Origin of the sequence: Methylomonas sp. Kb3 (genome assembly GCF_002834115.1) — a bacterium.
Taxonomy (GTDB): Bacteria; Pseudomonadota; Gammaproteobacteria; order Methylococcales; family Methylomonadaceae; genus Methylomonas; species Methylomonas defluvii.
Map to the genome: position 1 here is coordinate 272,072 of NZ_PIZT01000069.1, position 16,998 is coordinate 289,069.

Consider the following 16,998-nt stretch of genomic DNA (forward strand, 5'->3'; position numbering starts at 1 on the left):
TCTGTCCCGTTATTAAAGTGGTCTTAATAGGCTTTGCCAGGACTGCGGTAACGATTGCCACAGTCCTCTGCCGTTGACTTGCGCCCTAGGCATAATTCGGACGCTAACTTTTAAAAAACCATTTCGCGATTAGCCGGACATAGAGCGGCATAATCAAATACACCACCAAACCGACGATAACCAAAGCCAATACACCCTGGCGAATGCCGAACTCTCCTAACTGCGGATACTTTACAAACAGGGGTTCTATCGCTGGCGGCACATACATCGTCAACGGCCAGATCACCGACGTCGTCACCAGCCATTGTTTCCAACGCCGCGGATGCTTACCCACCGCCGGCGGGGTAAACCAGTAATCGATGCCGGTTTTGATGTCGATCGCTTCTTCGCTGTCCAGAATCCCGGTAATTTCCTGAAGCAACTGCTGGCGTTCCGGAGACCGCTGCCAGAATTCCAAGGCCTGGATTCCGGCAAAGCGCACCACGATCAGATACTCGTTGTGGCCGTCCGGCGGCCGGACGACTTGTACGCCCAAATGCCCCGGAAAGCTCGCAGCGATCGGCATGATTTTGCTTAACCAACGCTCGTATTGCTGAAGGTTGCGCTTACCTTTTTTCAGCCGATGGCGGATGGCGAAAAAAACTTGTTCGTTGTTGGGCGACGTTTGGCTGATTTCGTTCATGGCGCTCTACCGGCTGGGTTTCTCATGCGGGCGTAAATCAAACACCAACACTTCGGCATTGTGACCCTGTTGTATGTCGATTAGGCGCTCGCCGCGGATGCGGGCGCCATCGCCAGCGTGCAGCACTGTACCGTTCACTGTCAAAGTGCCGCGTACCAGATGCACGTAAGCATAACGATTATCCGCTAGCGTTAACTGCGCCTGTTCGCCGACATCAAAACAGCCGGCGTAAACCCGCACATCCTGGTAAACCGACAATGATCCTTCTGCACCGTCCGGCGAAATAATCAGCGCCAGCCGGCCTTGTTTTTGCGCGGGGCCAAAATGACTTTGCTGATAGCGCGGCTCGACGCCTTTGCTACTCGGCACCAGCCAAATTTGCAGAAAATGCACCAACTCGCTCTGCGAATGATTGAACTCACTATGAGTCACGCCGGTTCCGGCAGTCATTAACTGAACGTCGCCGGCTTCGATCACCGAGCCGTTGTCCATCGAATCTTTGTGCGCCAGCGCACCGTCGATGACATAGGTAAAAATTTCCATGTCCCGATGCGGATGCGTGCCAAAGCCCTTACCCGGCTGCACGATATCTTCGTTGATTACCAACAAATCGGAAAATCCGCTTTGCTGCGGATCGCAGTAATTGCCGAAGGAAAAAGTGTGTCTTGAGAATAGCCAGTCGAAATGAGCGCTACCTCGGCGGTGGGCGGGACGAATTTCCAGCATGATCGAGCTCCTTTCAAAAATTTCGAATTAACATTCACTCAGCTTTTGTATGGAGTATTGGGGTTTTAAGCGAGTGAAATTAGAATACTCCTGAGTTTTTAGTATTTAAAACGAGTTATTTTGCTTTTAATATTCGATTTTTTCGAAAGTGGTTTTGGAGTTCTAATGAAGTTATCGCTGGAAGCTATTCAAATTATCGATGCGATCGACCGCACCGGATCGATGTCGGGCGCGGCGGAACTGCTGCATCGCGTACCCTCCACCATTTCCTATGCCGTCGGCAAATTGGAAGAACAATTGAATCTGAAGTTATTCGAACGCAATGGCCCCAAGCTTTCGCTAACTCCGGCCGGAAATGCCTTGTTAAACGAAGGGCGTTGGTTAGTGCACGCCTTTGGCGACCTCGAATCTCGGTTATATAAAATCGCTTCCGGATATGAAGCCGAACTGACCCTGGTGTTTGATTCGCTGATACCCAGCAGGGTGTTTATTAACGATTTGCATGAGTTTAATACCCTGGAATGCGGAACCCGCATTCGCTTCACCACGGAAGTGATGAGCGGGGTATGGGAGGCATTACGTGAGGAACGGGCTGATATCGTCATAGCCGTCGGCGATTGTCCGAATTGGAGCGGCTATCAAGTCAGGCAGATCGATACCGTGGATTTTGCATTTTGCGTCGCGCCCGTCCACCCGTTGGCTGCAGCGGATCAGCCAATTAAAACCGACATGCTGCATAGACATACCGTTATCGCCGTCGCCGACAGCGCCCGGTCGCTGCCGGCAAAAACAGTAGGTTTATTGTCCGGGCAAAAACGCATTACGGTGCCGAATATAGACACCAAAATCCAATTTCAACGGGCCGGATTGGGCTTTGGCTTTTTACCGCGCCGATTAATCGCCCAAGAGCTGGAAACCGGATCGCTGATGGAATTGCAGGTTGAGGAAGCGCGTCCGCCGGAACCGGTGTGGCTGGCAATGCGCACCGCAAATAAAGGTGAAGCGGCCGGTTGGTGGTACCAAACATTAAGCCGGCCGCTGTTAAGCGACGTTTGAAATATCGGCGCATGCTATTGCCCAAGCTTAGCGTCGGCTTTACCGGTTATCGGAGGCGCGGTAAACTCATTTTGGGTTCACGCCGAAACCGGAGTGGAGTACGCCTGAAAACCGCTCAAAGACGGCTTCAGGCGAATAAAAAGCTCTCCAAACAGGGGGCATAACCGCTGAAACTCGACTTCGTGGTCAATTTCAGCGCAAAAAAATCAAGGTTACCGTGGGTAAGGGGAAATATTCGTGAGTTTTTCACCAGCCTTCTACGCGGCTTTGCTGACAAACAAAACGATGTTGCTGGTGTCCATTGGCGGCCACGCCTGAAAATCGATAGGCAGCTCCAGCAATGGCCCGGTAACGCATGACTTCAACGAGCCATCGGTTGCGATATAAAGCTTTTTCGGCAACTTGGCTTTGTGATTGTCGATTTTGGCGGTTTGAGTGTTCATTACGCTTAGGCTGGTTAGCTTGGGAGATTTCACTTTATTGCCGGTTTCTTATTGCTGCCTTAACCACGCGATGGCATTTGGATTATGGCGATCCAGGGCGGAATGACAATCTTCGGAAATAGGGGCCGTGTAATAGGATTAACGGGTTCTTTAATTATCTGCAATGTATGCCAAACCCAATATGCTCGAGCAAATTAAACTGTTTTTTGAAAAACACCTGTCCTTACCGTCACCGGAGGCTGCGGAAGCAAAGCTTCAAGAGGCTTTGACTGCCTTAATGACCGAAATGATGACCATGGACGATGTCTGTCAAGATGTCGAACGGACCAAAATCCTGTCCTTGGTGCAAAAGTGCTTTTCGCTCTCCACCGAACAGGCTGAGGCCTTGATGGCCAAGGCGCAACACAAGCGTCAGCAGGCGGTTGATTATTACGAATTTACCTCAACAATCAACCAATGCCTTGGTCCTGAGGAAAAGATAAAGTTTGTTAAATCCCTCTGGCAAATCGCTTATGCCGACGGCACTATCGACCCGCAAGAGGAGTATCTGGTGCGGAAGATTGCCGACCTGCTTGGCGTCTCGCACACCGATTTTATTCTGGCCAAACTGCGCGCTAATCCCGATACTTGAAAATCCCCATACCTGTTTAAATGAATCACCCCATGAAAAAGACTAAGAAAAACAAAAATCTGTGGCTAACAGAAGCTGATATTGCGGTCGGTGATTTGTATTTCACCACCGCCCAGCAATACCGCGCAGTCCTGGCGATGAACGGCGATTTTTTGATTTACGCACCTAGCTCGGAAGGCATGGAACCCTTGCCGGCCGATAGCCCAATGCCGTTTGCCAACTCGCCCGCTAAAAAATGCCAGATCGCCACATTTGCGCAAAAGGAATATCAAGCATTCGATTGGTATGGAACGGTTGCCGTTAAACATAAACTCACGCCGTCTCAGATAGCCGAGGCCATCGGCCAATGTAACGCCAAAGCCCAAATCGCCGGGTTGATGGCTGAATAAGGTGCGTTGGAAAAGATTTTTAACAGTCTGAAATCCTGCTTTTTCTGGTTTGCAAACGGGAGTTTGGAAACCACGTCTCGGCAACGCCAGCAGTGGTGTAAGCACCACTTACCATTCAAACACGAGTATGTTGACCAAAGCGAAAAGCTAGGCCTTGCGTACCGGGCTGATTGGCCCGGCAATCAACGATATTTCGTCACTCGAACGACATATCGTCGCCGCTTCCGCCCGCTGGCTCATTGCCGCCAACCTGAATTGCCTTAAACGACAAGACCAAAACAACCTTAAAACAATCGCTTACAGGGCAATAGCCGCAAACACGCGGCAATTGGCACAAGAAATGACCAGTAAACGCCAACCATCGGACATCGGTTAGCGACTAACCGCCTCCGAGACCATACTTTTTACGTTTACTCAGGAGCAGCACCATGTCCCGCCCTTGTTTCAAAGCCCACCCATTAGCGCTGGCCTTGGCCGGCATCCTAGCCAATAGCCTTTTGACCTCCCCCGTCCTTGCCTCTGAGTTGGTTTGGGACGGCAGCGGCGACAGCGACAGTTGGTTTTTCTCGAACAACGATTTCCTTCATCCCAATACCAACTGGCTAAACAACGACCCATTATTGCTGCCGAAACATTACGATAACTTGGTCTTCAAAGGCCACACCCGGTTGACGCCGCTTAACGACGGTCCGGAAGGCCTGGCCATCAAGGGCATGACCTTTGCGGCCGACGCCAGGGCGTTTACCCTAAACGGCAATCTCATCTTCAGCATCGGCAATATCGTCAACGCCAGCCGCAATCTGCAAACCATCAATATGCCGATCATCATCGGCACCGATCAGATATGGGATGGCGGCAATATCCCCGGCGGTTTTTTGCAAGTGAATCAACTCGCCGGTTTGCGCGACCATTCCCTGACCTTGCTACGCTACGCCAGGGTTTCCGCCGGCGATAACCCATTGATGCTCGGCGAAACCGGACAAGCACAATTGCTGGTGAAAGGCAGGAGTACGCTGGACAGTGTCTCGGCTGTCATCGGCGCCGGCCAGGGAAGCACGGCGGAAATGACCGTCCAAGGCTCGGGATCGAAATGGACCAATAGCGGGAACTTGAATGTAGGCACGCACGGCAAAGCCATCCTGAATATCCTCGATTCCGGCTCGGTGATCAGTAAGACGGCGTCTCTCGGCAACGGTGCCCAAGTGGCCATCGATGGCCTGGGATCGAGTTGGACCAATAGTAACGATCTGCACATTGGCTATCTTGGTGAAGGCACGCTGAGCGTGACCAATGGCGGTGTGTTGAACTCCGGCAAAAGCACCATAGGTGGCGGTAACTCCATGCATCCCAGCTTAGTCACCATCGACGGCGCCGGATCGCGGTGGACGAATCAGAGCCTGTTTATTGGTTCGCCTGGCCAAGGTAGTTTGAAAATCGCTAACGGCGGCATGGTCGTAAGCGGCCAAAGCGTTATCGGCGATCAAGGTGCGGGCGAATTGAATATCGTCAAGGGCGGGAGCATGGAAAGCCAATCTACCATTATCGGCAATCAGGGCAAGGGCGAAGTTTTAATCGAGGACTCGGGCTCCAGTATGCTGATCATCGGCAATTTGTCGGTTGGATACGAGCGCGGCGGCAGAGGCGAGTTACTCGTCGGTCCTGGCGGCACCGTCAGCAACCAGTTCGGTTACGTCGGCGCAAAATCGCAAAGTATCGGCCGGGTAAACGTGCAGGGTTTGGGCGCCCAATGGCTTAACAAAAGCGAGCTGTTGGTCGGCGATCAGGGTGATGGCATCTTAGTCGTCGATAGCGGCGGCAGCGTGAAAAGCGACAGAGGCACTATCGGCAATGCCAGTGGCGGTGTGGGGGTGGCAAGCATCAAAGGCCAAGGGTCGACATGGACTGTCCGGGATAGACTAATGGTAGGCAATCAAGGCACCGGCACGCTGAATGTGGAAAATGGCGGAAAAGTGGAAAGCGCAAGCGCGGTCATCGGCAATGCCATCGGCGGCTTGGGCAAGGTTATGGTCAACGGCGACGGCTCGCAATGGCGCAACCAAGGCGATCTGTTGATCGGCCGGGGTGGAAAGGGGCTGCTTAATATCGAAAACCAGGGCCTAGTTTCGGTTGGCGGACGCTTACGCATTTTAAGCACCGGCGTCGTGAATCTGAACGGCGGCACGCTCGAAGTCGTCAATCAAGACGACGTTCGCCCTGGGCCTGGCGGGCAGTTTAACTGGCTCGCCGGCACCTTGAGCGTCACCGGTGCCGACGGCGTGACCTTGGGCCGTAGTGAGATTTCTAGCCCGTTCACGACCCTGACCAGCGGCAAAACCTTGGCGGTGACCAACAGCCTGAACGTCAACAGCGGCAGTCTATTATGGCTAAACGGCGGCTCGCTAAAGGCCGGCACGCTGGCAGTGAACGGCGGACTAATCGTCTTCCATAACGGTAGCCATCTGGATATGAACGACATCGGCACCTTGTCCGGTTACGGCACGCTGACAACGACAGTGAGCGGCGGCACGGCGGCCAACACCATCCGCGCCAATAGCGGCAAACTGGTGCTGGGCAACGTCAATTCCAATCAAGGTTTCGAATTTGGCGGCAAGCTTGATGTCGGCTCAAATCAAGTGACGTTGCTGGATAAAGATAAAGCCCAGTTGGGCGTCTCCACCAGTTTGGGCAAGGGCGGCGAACTGGGCAGCATCAACGGCATCGATTTGGGCGACGGTGACACTCTGAGCTACACCGGTAGCGCCAGCATTCTGGGCGACTTCACCAACAACGGTCTGGTGACTGGATCGAGGGGCACCTTGACTTTCCTGAACGATGTCAACGGCGCCGGTGGGTTTGGCGGCAACGTTGTTTTTCGCGGCGGCTACAATCCCGGCAACAGCCCGGCCGCCATCGACTTCCACGGCGGCAGCCTCCGCTTTGGTGCCAGTTCGGTGCTGACGATGGAAATCTTCGGTAATCAGCCGGGCAGCCAATACGATCAATTACTGAATATCGGCCATTTTGATTTTAACGGCACCCTGTCCTTGGTGTTCGGCGGTAACTTCACGCCGGTCGCCGGCGATGTTTTCAAGTTATTCGACTTCGCCGACTTCAGCGGCAGTTTAAACCCGGACCGCATCAGCGTCGCCGGCATAGACCGCAAGCTACTCGACTTTTCCAACTTGGCAACCAACGGCAGTCTGCGGGTCGCCGCCGTGCCGCTGCCGACTACGGCTTGGCTGTTCCTGGGCGGTTTGCTGGGCATACTGGCCAAGTCGCGCCGCCACACCCTCCATCGCGCGGCTAGCGTAAAAGGGGAGTAGGGCGAAGCGATGCCAAGTGTCGACACTGTGGCATTGCTTTAATTTATGTTGATTGGTGGATGACGCTAGGCTTATCCGCCCATTTTTTTATTTGCTGGGGTATCACAGCGCACTTCATTCCCGCTCAGTTGAATCAGACAGATTGGCAACGCGCTTGCCGACCCGAAACAAACTCCACGCCAGCACGACCACCATCAAGGTAATGACCAGGCCCAGAAACCAAGAGCTGTTCAGCAGTTTAGCGACATTGAAGTGTTGTTCGCCGATTGTGGCCTCGGCTTCCGGCCCCAATCCGGCTCGATTGCTCTGGTAACCGCGGCGTAATAATTCCTGGATCGGTGCGGTGTCATAGTGCGGCGCCTCGGCGGCTTCGGCGCCGTATTGGATTTGATAGCTCAGGCCGGTTTGCGGCAAGAACAGCAATTGGTAGCCGAGACCGGTGCCGGCGACGGTGTTGATATGCAGTTCCGGGTTGTCCTGGTCACGAATCACAATGCGGTAGCGCGATTGCCGTTGTTCCGGAAAGCTGATGGTGGTTTGCTCGCGATTGATGTCTTGATAATGCAGAGCTTCCAGGGTGCCGCTGCCGATGGTGCGCATTTGGGTTTCCAAGCCTTGCGTCAGCGGGATTTGCACTTCGGCTTGGCGGCTGAAGTTTGGAGTCATGATTTGCAGCTTCAAGCCGTTCAGTGGTTGCCGCAGTGTGTCTACGTCGATGATAGTAGCTTTTTGCTCGGCATCGAGTTTGATTTTAAAACCGGCCGGGTAATCAAATTGTTGATCGGTGTCGGCAACCGTTTCGCTGGCGTTGTGCCAGAGCTCGATACGCTCGACATGTAGAGGTTCTTTGAACTGTTGCGTGGTTTCCTGGCGTTGCAATTCTTCGCCGCCGCGCACGGTGCGGGTCAGTTCCAAGAGCTCGGCCACCCGGGTTTGGCTGGCTTTGGCGACGACGATTTTAAATTGCCGGTAGCTATTCGCCGGCAACTCGACGTCGCGGTTTCCAACAGTCATATAACGCGAATAATCGTAAATCTGCGCTCTCTCGACCAGCAATTGCCAGTTTTGGCCGTCGTTGGAACCGTGAATCTGCAAGGCGTATTCGAAATCATGTTGGTTGGTGACTAGGCTTAGGCCGTCGGCGTTGGCGGCGTTTTTGTCCAGTTGCACGGTCACGACGAAGCCTTCGTCCTCGTCGCCGAATTTTTGCAAATCGATGGTCTTGCTGGTGCTGGCCACGCGCTTACTGACGGTCTTCCGGCTGGCGATTTTTTGCAGCAAATAAGGCGTTTCGACGCCGTTTTGATCGATCAGGCGCAAGTCGCGAAAGTCGGCGGCGGTGTTGGCATACACCGCGCTGTCCAGCGGAACGGCCAGCAGGCTTTGTTGCCCGTTATCTTGGGCCAGTGCTGGTCGGCTGTACCGGAAGGCCGGCGCTTCGTTGGCCCAAGCCTGGGTCAAAAACAGGCAGCATAACACTGCAAATTTGGCGATCATGATCATGTTTTGTTTTCGGCATTGCCGATAAAAGTTTGTTGATAACGCATGTAAAAAAACGCCCCGCCCAGCGCTAGCATGCCCAGCACGATAAAGGCGACGATCCGGTAAATTTGTTCCAACCGGGCCAGGTCGATGAAAAACACCTTCCAGGCCACCAAGGCAAACAGCGCCAGACCGACCAGGCGCAGTCCGGCAATTTGCCGCTTGATGCCGTTGAATACCAGTGTCAACGCAAATATCGACCATAAGATTGATACGCCGCCGGAACGCAAACCCGGCACATATTGATACAAGAGTGAGTTAATTTCCAGACTTAAAAAGGTAAATAACAAGACCAGCGCCGCGCCACCCAGCCATTGGCGGATATTGCCGGTGTCGGTTTCGTAGTCCGCCAGACGGCGTAAGGCGAACAGCAAAAAGGCTATGGTCGCCGCGAAATCCAGCAAACGCATCAATGCCAGTTCGAAGGAATAGCCGCCGCCGTAGCGCAAGGTCCAGACGCTGTCGCCGACGCCGATATGCCCCAGCGTCAAGTCCCAGGACGGCAGATCGAACAACAGCATCTTCAGGAACACGCCGATCAGGAACAGCCGAAGCGCTTGTAGCAGCCAATCGCCCGTACCGGCCACGTAACGGGTCAACAATAGCCAGCACATGGCCAGCCAGACCAACGTCAATACCGGCAATTGCAAGGGTGGATACAGATAGGCAAAACTGCGGAACAACTCCAGTTGCAGTACCACAAACAACAATCCGCCGCCGACCAGCAGGATGATTTGCAACAGCAGATTGTCTTTCAGCCACAGCGGCACATCGTTGCCGGCATCGCAGGCTAGTGGTGAAGCCGGTGCCGGTTTTTCGATCAGCGTGTAGGCCAAGGCCAGCGACAGGATGGGTATGCCGAAGCTGATTACCCGTTCCAGCAAGCCCAGCAAGAAGGCGCCGAATGATTGCTGGCTATCCATTTGCATGCCGTATTGGCCGGGCAAGTCGATGAAACAAAAACGCACCAGCACCAACGCATACAGTAGATATGCCACTTGTTGTAAAAACGCGCTGCGCAATTTGCCCGCCATCCACAGCATTACCAAGGCTTGCAACGACCAGCTGACGGTAATCCATTGATTGGACAGCAGCAAGGGTAGGGTGATGGTCACAAAAAATGCCGCCAAGCCAATGAAGCTGATCAATAGTTCCTTATCCACCACCTTCCGCGCGAGGCAATAATAGACATGGCCGACATAAAACGCCGCCAATGCCACGGTCAGCAAGGCGGTCCAGATTTGCCCGTAGGCGTCGTCGATCAGATGGTAGGCGGTGCCGAAGAAGATGGCGGCATTGACGATCAGGCCGATTAAATCCAGTAGGGTCGATTTGGTTTGATTGACCAGGCAGAACAAAAACACCGTTGTAGAATACAGCACAAAAAAGCCGGTCAAGAACGGCAAGACCTGCCAGAAATACTCGACCTGATAGTTTTGCATCGAGCCGAAGAACAACAGGTAATTAAAGAAAAAGCTCAGGAAATTTAATAAATGCCATTGCTTGTACCAGTTGATCGCCAGGATGCCGGAGCCCAACAGCAACATGTAACTAAACAGCCCCGGAAAATTGACCTGGCCGGTGGACAGCATAATCGGCGTGCAATAGCCGCCGATGATGGCGAAGATGGCGACCAACATTGAGTCCAGCTTGATCGCTAAAAATGCGGCGCAGGCGGTCACTAAAATCATCAAGGCAAAGGTCGGGTAGACGTCTAGCAGATGGTAAACACTGTGCGCGGCAAACACGCTGAAATACAACACTGCGATGCCGCCGCCCAGCAAACCCTGGCTGAAAAGATGATAGGTGCCGCCGACCAGGCGCACGCCGCCGACGATCATGCCGACACCGGCCAGCACCGATAGTGCTACCCGCGCTTGCTCGCCGAGCATGCCGTTGTCGATGGAATATTTCAGGAAAAAGCCGATACCGGTCACCAAAATCAATACGCCGATGCGCAACAACCAATTGCTCGCGACCGCGTATTCCATCGCCACACCCTCAGGCCGATGGCCTTCGCCGACGATGATCCAGTTCCAGATTTCTTTAAGGATTTTCTGCGCCGCCAGTTCGAAACGGCTGGGTTCTGCGGGTTGCCAGGTGTTTTGACTCCAGGGATTTTCCTGGGCTGGCTCTGCAACCGGTGCCGGCGGCGTTGGGGGGGGCGGTGGCACCGGTTCGGTAGGGAGTTGGCTGTCGGTAATGTCGAATATCACCTCTGCCATTGCCGGCGTTTGCGCCTCAAATAATGCGGGTTGCGGCGGTACTTCGCTGGTGGGCACTACTTGCGCCTTTGTCAGCTCGCACAGCAGTTTGCGGTCTTCGCGCAGCGCTGCTTCTATCTTGCGCAAGGCCTGATTAAGGTCATCCTGGTTACGTCTTTGGCGGCCCATTAGAACGGTCAACATCGCGATAATTACGATGGGCACCAAAATCAGGACAAAAGCGATAAAACCGAAGAAATCGTCCACGGCAACTCTCCAAGGCTGGGCAAACGGCAGGTTATTGGGGTTATCAAGCAAGCTTTTCAGGTTACGGCCGGGTCTTCTGCGTGACGCAGGCAAGGCGCTGGGTTAAGCGTCAAGTGGTAAAAGTAGTCGTATTCGTGAGCGGCATCACTATTCAGAATAACCGCTTGTCGGGCGGATTGCTATATCCAGCGCGTGTGGTAGGGATTTGTTCTATGCTTGATGCATGGATTACAAGGGTCAGCTTAAGATTACATATAGATTTTCCAGAAGCTGCCGACAACCCAAGGTGTATCACCACACACTCCAATACATTGGCTCATCTCATGAACAAGAACTCCACAATCCAATCCAAAATATTGCTAAGTATCGCCAGTGTATTTTTGTTGCTGATGTTTGTCAGCACACTGTTCATGGCGGAAAGGCAAAAAGACATGATACAAACGCTGGCGACCGATAAAGCTCGGGATATTGCCAACAGCTATTTCGACGGCGTGAATACGCTAATGCTGACCGGCGCGATGGCGCAGGGTGAAGTATTGCGCGAAAAAGCCCTTTCGCATGGCAATGTCACCGAAGTGCGCTTAATTCGCGGCAAGCAGATTACCGATTTTTACGGTCCAGGCAAAACCGAGCAAAGACCCCTTGATAATCTGGACGATCGCGCGCTGACGGGTGAAAGCATCATTCAACCGGGCAATGACAAAAACGGACGTCTGATCACCGTGTTGGAGCCGATCAAGGCTAGCGCCAATTTTCGCGGCACCAACTGTCTGACTTGTCATACGGTGAGCGAGGGGACGGTGTTGGGGGCGGGGCGGGTGAGTTTTTCGTTGGCGAGTCTCGATGCGCAGATCAATCGCGATTTGGTGATTGCTTCGGCCATTTCCTTGGTGATGTTCGCCGGCGGCCTGTTGCTGGTCAATATGTTGATGCGCAAAATTGTAGTCAATCCACTAGTGACCATGCGCGACACGGTTAACGCTATCGCCGGACAGTCGGATTTACGGCAAAGGTTGCAAATCGATTCCGGCGACGAAATCGGCCAGGTCAGCGAGTCGTTTAATACCATGTTGGCAAATTTTGCTGGTAGCTTGGGGCAGGTGTCTTCGGTCAGCCAGCAATTGGCGTCCGCAACCAACCAAATATCCGGTGTGGCTCGACAAACTTCGCAAGCGGCCACGCAACAACGTAGCGAAACCGAGACGGTGATTCAAGCGATACACGAACTCGAAAATTCTGTGCAGGACGTGCGCGGCGGGGCGACCGGCGCGGCGCAAGCCTCCGTGGAAGCGGACCAGGAAGCCGCGCAAGGCGCGGCGACCACTAAAAATGCCATCAACGGCATTAACGAGCTGGTGAATGAAATCGACCGCGCTGCCGAAGTGATCAAACGCCTGGATCAAAAAAGTAACGGTGTCGGCGCGGTGTTGGATGTGATCAAAGGCTTGGCCGAGCAAACCAATTTGTTGGCCTTGAATGCCGCCATCGAAGCCGCCAGGGCCGGCGAGCAGGGGCGCGGGTTTGCGGTGGTGGCCGATGAAGTCCGCACCTTGGCTACACGTTCGCATAAAGCAACCGAGGAAATTCAAAGCATCATCGATCAATTGCAACGCGAAGCCAAAGACGCGGTCACGGTGATGAACAATGCCAAAAACAGCGCTGAGCAGCGCCGTGAACAAGTGCAAAGCGCCGACCAGGGTCTAAGCGCGATTGCCGAGCGGGTGACGCAGATCCGCGAATTAAACGCGCGGATGTCGCAAGCGGCCGATAATCAAAGCCGCGTTGCGCAGCACGTAGGGCAAAGTATTGCCAATATCGGCCAACTGACCGAACGCACCGCGCAGGATGCCGCGCAAACCAATGCCGCTAGTAACGAATTGGTGAAATTGGCCGCGCAATTGAATGAGTTGGTGAGTCAGTTTAAGCGATAGTCTTGTTCAGCTGCGATTGACACTGGTATCAGCGTGCTTATATAGTCCGACCTATGAGTAATCCTATCAATACAAAAAACAGACACCTATGGCTGTGGGCATCGCCTACCGCCGTGGTGTTTGCGTTTTTCTAAACAATCAAGCAACCGCGGGTCTTGCCGCAGTTGCTTCGACACTCGCCTAAGGCCCGCATCACTCAGGAGGCCTAATGGCAACGACTAAATCCACCGCAGCATTCAACCGCAACCGATTATTCGGCTTTGCCCTAGCCACCCTGGCGGCTATCGGTTTTTCCGGCAAAGCCATTTTGGTCAAACTGGCGTATTACCAGCCGGTGGATGCAGTGACGTTATTGGCCTTACGCATGCTGTTTTCCGCGCCGTTTTTTTTGATTGTCGCCTGGCGGCATGCCGGCCAAAAGGATCTAAGGCCATTAAACCGGCGAGATTATCTGGCTCTCTTGATATTGGGCTTTCTGGGTTACTACCTGTCCAGTTTGTTTGATTTTGTCGGCTTGCAATACATCTCCGCCGGACTGGAGCGCTTGATTCTGTTTCTGTATCCGACCCTGGTGGTCGTGCTGTCGGCGTTGCTGTTGGGCAAACCGTTCGGCCGCAAGGAAGTCGTGGCGCTAGTGCTCAGTTACGCTGGCATCGGCGTGGTGTTTTTTGATGAAATCAATATTCAGTCGGAACATTTGTTGCTGGGGGCCGGTTTCGTGTTTGCCAGCACCTTGACTTACTCGGCTTATCTGATCGGCACCGGCGAAACGGTGGTCCGCATCGGTGCTTCACGCTTTACCGCTTACGCGATGCTGGTGGCTTGCGCGGCGACGCTGCTGCAATTTTTACTCACCCATCCGCCGCAGGCTTTGCTGCTGCCGATGCGGGTATATCAATTGAGCTTGCTGATGGCGATTTTCTCGACGGTGCTGCCGGTGTTCATGCTGTCGGCAGCGATCAAGATGATCGGTTCCAGCCACACTTCGTTGATCGGCTCGCTGGGGCCGGTGGCAACCTTGTTTATGGCCAGTTATGTGTTGGGCGAAGAATTGACGCCCGCGCAGATAGGCGGGGCGGCGTTGGTGATGGTTGGAGTATTGAGTTTGTCTTGGAAGTGAGGGGCCGTTAATCGGGCGCTAAGCCGCCCGATACCAACATCTCCCGCGCATGCGCCAAGGTGTTTTCGGTAATCGTTACGCCGCCCAGCATGCGCGCGACTTCATGCACGCGCTCGTCGTCGCTCAAACGGCGAACCGTGGACGATGTCACCGCCGCTTTTTGATTCTTGGCGACGAATAAATGCTGATGCGCTTGCGACGCGACTTGCGGTAAATGAGTCACGCATAAGACCTGGCGGTTGAGGCTCAAACGCCGGAGTTTTTGGCCGACGATCTCAGCGATGCCGCCACCGATACCGGAATCGACTTCATCGAAAATCATGGTCGGCGTGGTCTTGTCGGTGCTGGTGGTGACCTGGATCGCCAAACTAATCCGCGACAACTCGCCGCCGGACGCGACTTTGGCCAGCGGCTTGGCCGGTAGGCCGGGGTTGGTGCTCACTAAAAACTCGATGCTGTCGACGCCGTTGCGTTGCGGTTCGGCATCTGCCACAGTTCGCAGATTGACGAGGAACTCGCCGTGCGGCATGCCCAATTCCTTGATCGCATCGGAAATGCGTTGCTGCAACTCCGTGCCGGCTTCGCGGCGGCTGGCGGACAATTCTCCGGCCAATTTGCGGTATTGGCTTAACAGTCGCTCGCAATCGGCATTCAAGCTTTCGATACGTTCGCTGCTATGGCTGAGGTTATCCAACTCGGTGGCGAAGCGCGCGGCCAATTCCGGCAATTCTTCCGGCTGGATTTTATGCTTGCGGCTCAGCGATTGAATCACGCCGATCTGGTTTTCCAGCCAAGTCAGTTGTTGCGGATCGGCTTCCTGATTTTCCAGGAAGCGGCGCAATTGTTGGGTGGCTTCGCCGATTTGGATTTCCGCGTCGCTTAACAATTCGGAGACGCCGTTTAACTCGCCGGCGTATTGCGCCAGTTCGTTGATGGCATGAATCACATGGCCCAGCATGTCGGCCACCGATTGTTGATCATTGTCGTACAAAATATCCAGTTGCTGTTGGCCGACGACGAGGATTTTGCCGAGGTTGGCCAGCTTGTGATGTTCGTCGGCCAGGGCTTGGTAATCGAAATTTTCCAAATCCAGTTGCTGCAATTCTTCCAGTTGATAACGCAGCAATTCCTCGCGCTCGGCCTGATCGCTGCCGGCTTTTAACAATTGCTGTAATTGCTTATGCGCTTGCTTCCAGCTTTGGTAACAGTTATTCAGATCGTCCAGTAAGGCATGGTTGCCGGCGAAGCCGTCCAGCAGTCGGCGCTGTTCTTCGCTGTCCAGCAAGGTCAAATGCGCGTGTTGGCCGTGGATTTCCACCAGCTGTCGGCTCAAGCCTTGCAGGGTTTGCAGATTGACCGGGCGGTTGTTGATGTAAGCCTTGGAGCGGCCGTCGTCGCTGATGGTGCGGCGGATCATACATTGGCCGTCGTCGTCCAGTTCGTTATCGATCAGCCATTGTTTGACCAAGGGTGCCTTGGATAGATCAAATTCGATATTCACTTCGGCTCGCTTGCTGCCCGGCCGCACGTAGCCGGAATCGGCGCGGTCGCCCAAGGCCAGGCCCAACGCGGTCAATAAAATCGATTTGCCGGCGCCGGTTTCGCCGGTCAATACCGACATGCCGGGGTCCAAGTCCAAGTCCAGCGCGTCGACAACGGCTAGGTCGATAATGTTCAGGTTTAACAGCATGGCCTTAGGCGGGGTAGCCGCTCCAGTTAAGTTTGCTTCTTAAGGTATGGAAAAAATCGTGATCCGCGGGATGCAAAATTTTAATCGGTTTGGCGGCTTTTTTGATGACGATTTTGTCGTTGATCCGCACGTCCGGAATCTCCATGTGGTCGCAAGTCACTAGGGCATTGATCTGTTTGGTCTGGCTGAAACGGATTTCGATGACCACGTTGTCGTCAATGACGATGGGGCGATTGGACAGGGTATGAGGGTTCAACGGCACCAACACCAGCGCGTTCAAAGCTGGATGCAAAATCGGTCCGCCGGCCGATAGCGAGTAAGCGGTAGAGCCGGTTGGCGTAGCGACGATCAGTCCGTCCGAGCGCTGGGTATTCAGATACACGCCGTCGATGCTGGTGACAATCTCGATCATGCTCGGCGTCACCCAGCGGTGTACCACCACCTCATTGACGGCCGTTTGCTGGTGGATGATTTCGTGATCGCGGATGATATGGGTGCTGAGCAACTGGCGCTGCTCGCTCTTGAACTCCCCCGCCAAAATTTTATCCAGGCGGGTGGACAACTGCTCCGGCGAAATATCCACTAAAAAACCCAGCCTACCCAGATTAACGCCCAGCAGTGGCGTTTCAAAATCAGCGGCCGCGCGGGCTGCGGCCAGAAAGGTGCCGTCGCCGCCCACGGCGATAATCAAGTCGCACAATTCCGGCAGGCGCTCGATATGCACGCCGTTTATATCTGCGCCGGTTATCAACTCCGCACTTTGGCTGTCTACGACAATGTCGTGACCACGGGTTTTTAGGTAACGGAAAAGTTCGTTCAGCGTCACGGCAATACCGGGATCGCCGCATTTGCCGATGATACCGATACGCTGGAAGGGGCTTGGCATGGTTGGGGTGGTTAATATTGAGTAAGTTCGATTATAGGGGATTGTGTTTTTATTCGGTAGCCTTGTGTGATTTGTGTCGCTGGCGCGACGGATGGTTTTAATGTCGGT

Annotated in this window: 13 protein-coding genes; 6 read left to right on the top strand and 7 right to left on the bottom strand. The window is 54.0% G+C overall.

Translation table 11 applies throughout. From position 1 onward, the window contains the following. Positions 1–103: 103 nt before the first annotated feature. Positions 104–682, bottom strand: a complete 579-nt coding sequence (locus CWO84_RS22365; protein ID WP_033155261.1) for an antibiotic biosynthesis monooxygenase — start codon at positions 680–682, stop codon at positions 104–106. A gap of 6 nt (positions 683–688) precedes the next feature. Continuing rightward, positions 689–1,408, bottom strand: a complete 720-nt coding sequence (locus CWO84_RS22370) for a pirin family protein (RefSeq protein WP_101055336.1) — start codon at positions 1,406–1,408, stop codon at positions 689–691. Between the two features lie 165 nt (positions 1,409–1,573). On the opposite strand from CWO84_RS22370, the gene CWO84_RS22375 reads away from it, so the two are divergent. Next, positions 1,574–2,464 carry a LysR family transcriptional regulator gene (locus CWO84_RS22375; RefSeq protein WP_101055338.1) on the top strand — a complete coding sequence of 297 codons (891 nt, stop codon included), beginning with the start codon at positions 1,574–1,576 and terminating at the stop codon, positions 2,462–2,464. A gap of 257 nt (positions 2,465–2,721) precedes the next feature. Here CWO84_RS22375 and CWO84_RS22380 read toward each other — a convergent pair whose 3' ends face one another. After that, on the bottom strand, positions 2,722–2,907 hold the full coding sequence (locus tag CWO84_RS22380) for a hypothetical protein (RefSeq protein ID WP_033155258.1): 186 nt from the start codon (positions 2,905–2,907) through the stop codon (positions 2,722–2,724). Positions 2,908–3,088: 181 nt separating this feature from the next. Between CWO84_RS22380 and CWO84_RS22385 the strand changes: the two genes are divergently transcribed. From CWO84_RS22385 to CWO84_RS22400, 3 genes are all read left to right on the top strand, one after another. Continuing rightward, the gene (locus CWO84_RS22385) at positions 3,089–3,538 is read left to right on the top strand and encodes a TerB family tellurite resistance protein (protein ID WP_033155748.1); all 450 of its coding nucleotides are present in this window, start codon (positions 3,089–3,091) and stop codon (positions 3,536–3,538) included. A gap of 32 nt (positions 3,539–3,570) precedes the next feature. Beyond that, positions 3,571–3,927 carry a hypothetical protein gene (locus tag CWO84_RS22390; protein WP_033155747.1) on the top strand — a complete coding sequence of 119 codons (357 nt, stop codon included), beginning with the start codon at positions 3,571–3,573 and terminating at the stop codon, positions 3,925–3,927. Positions 3,928–4,355: 428 nt separating this feature from the next. Continuing rightward, positions 4,356–7,250, top strand: coding sequence for a hypothetical protein (locus CWO84_RS22400; protein ID WP_033155256.1), 2,895 nt, complete (start codon positions 4,356–4,358; stop codon positions 7,248–7,250). Positions 7,251–7,364: 114 nt separating this feature from the next. On the opposite strand, the gene CWO84_RS22405 is transcribed toward CWO84_RS22400, so the two are convergent. Together CWO84_RS22405 and CWO84_RS22410 are read right to left on the bottom strand one after the other, a co-directional pair. Then, the gene (locus tag CWO84_RS22405; RefSeq protein WP_033155746.1) at positions 7,365–8,747 is read right to left on the bottom strand and encodes a DUF3999 family protein; all 1,383 of its coding nucleotides are present in this window, start codon (positions 8,745–8,747) and stop codon (positions 7,365–7,367) included. Between the two features lie 2 nt (positions 8,748–8,749). Further along, complete coding sequence (locus CWO84_RS22410) at positions 8,750–11,263, bottom strand: DUF2339 domain-containing protein (RefSeq protein WP_101055340.1); 2,514 nt, start codon at positions 11,261–11,263, stop codon at positions 8,750–8,752. A 323-nt stretch (positions 11,264–11,586) separates the two neighbouring features. On the opposite strand from CWO84_RS22410, the gene CWO84_RS22415 reads away from it, so the two are divergent. Together CWO84_RS22415 and CWO84_RS22420 are read left to right on the top strand one after the other, a co-directional pair. Then, a complete protein-coding gene (locus CWO84_RS22415; protein ID WP_101055342.1) occupies positions 11,587–13,194 on the top strand; it encodes a methyl-accepting chemotaxis protein in 1,608 nt (535 codons plus the stop codon). Between the two features lie 208 nt (positions 13,195–13,402). Then, complete coding sequence (locus CWO84_RS22420; protein ID WP_101055344.1) at positions 13,403–14,314, top strand: DMT family transporter; 912 nt, start codon at positions 13,403–13,405, stop codon at positions 14,312–14,314. Between the two features lie 7 nt (positions 14,315–14,321). On the opposite strand, the gene recN is transcribed toward CWO84_RS22420, so the two are convergent. Beyond that, positions 14,322–16,004 carry a DNA repair protein RecN gene (recN, locus tag CWO84_RS22425; protein WP_101055346.1) on the bottom strand — a complete coding sequence of 561 codons (1,683 nt, stop codon included), beginning with the start codon at positions 16,002–16,004 and terminating at the stop codon, positions 14,322–14,324. 4 nt (positions 16,005–16,008) lie between these two features. Further along, entirely contained in the window at positions 16,009–16,890 is an 882-nt protein-coding gene (locus CWO84_RS22430) for an NAD(+) kinase (protein WP_101055348.1), read from the bottom strand. Between the last annotated feature and the right edge of the window lie 108 nt (positions 16,891–16,998).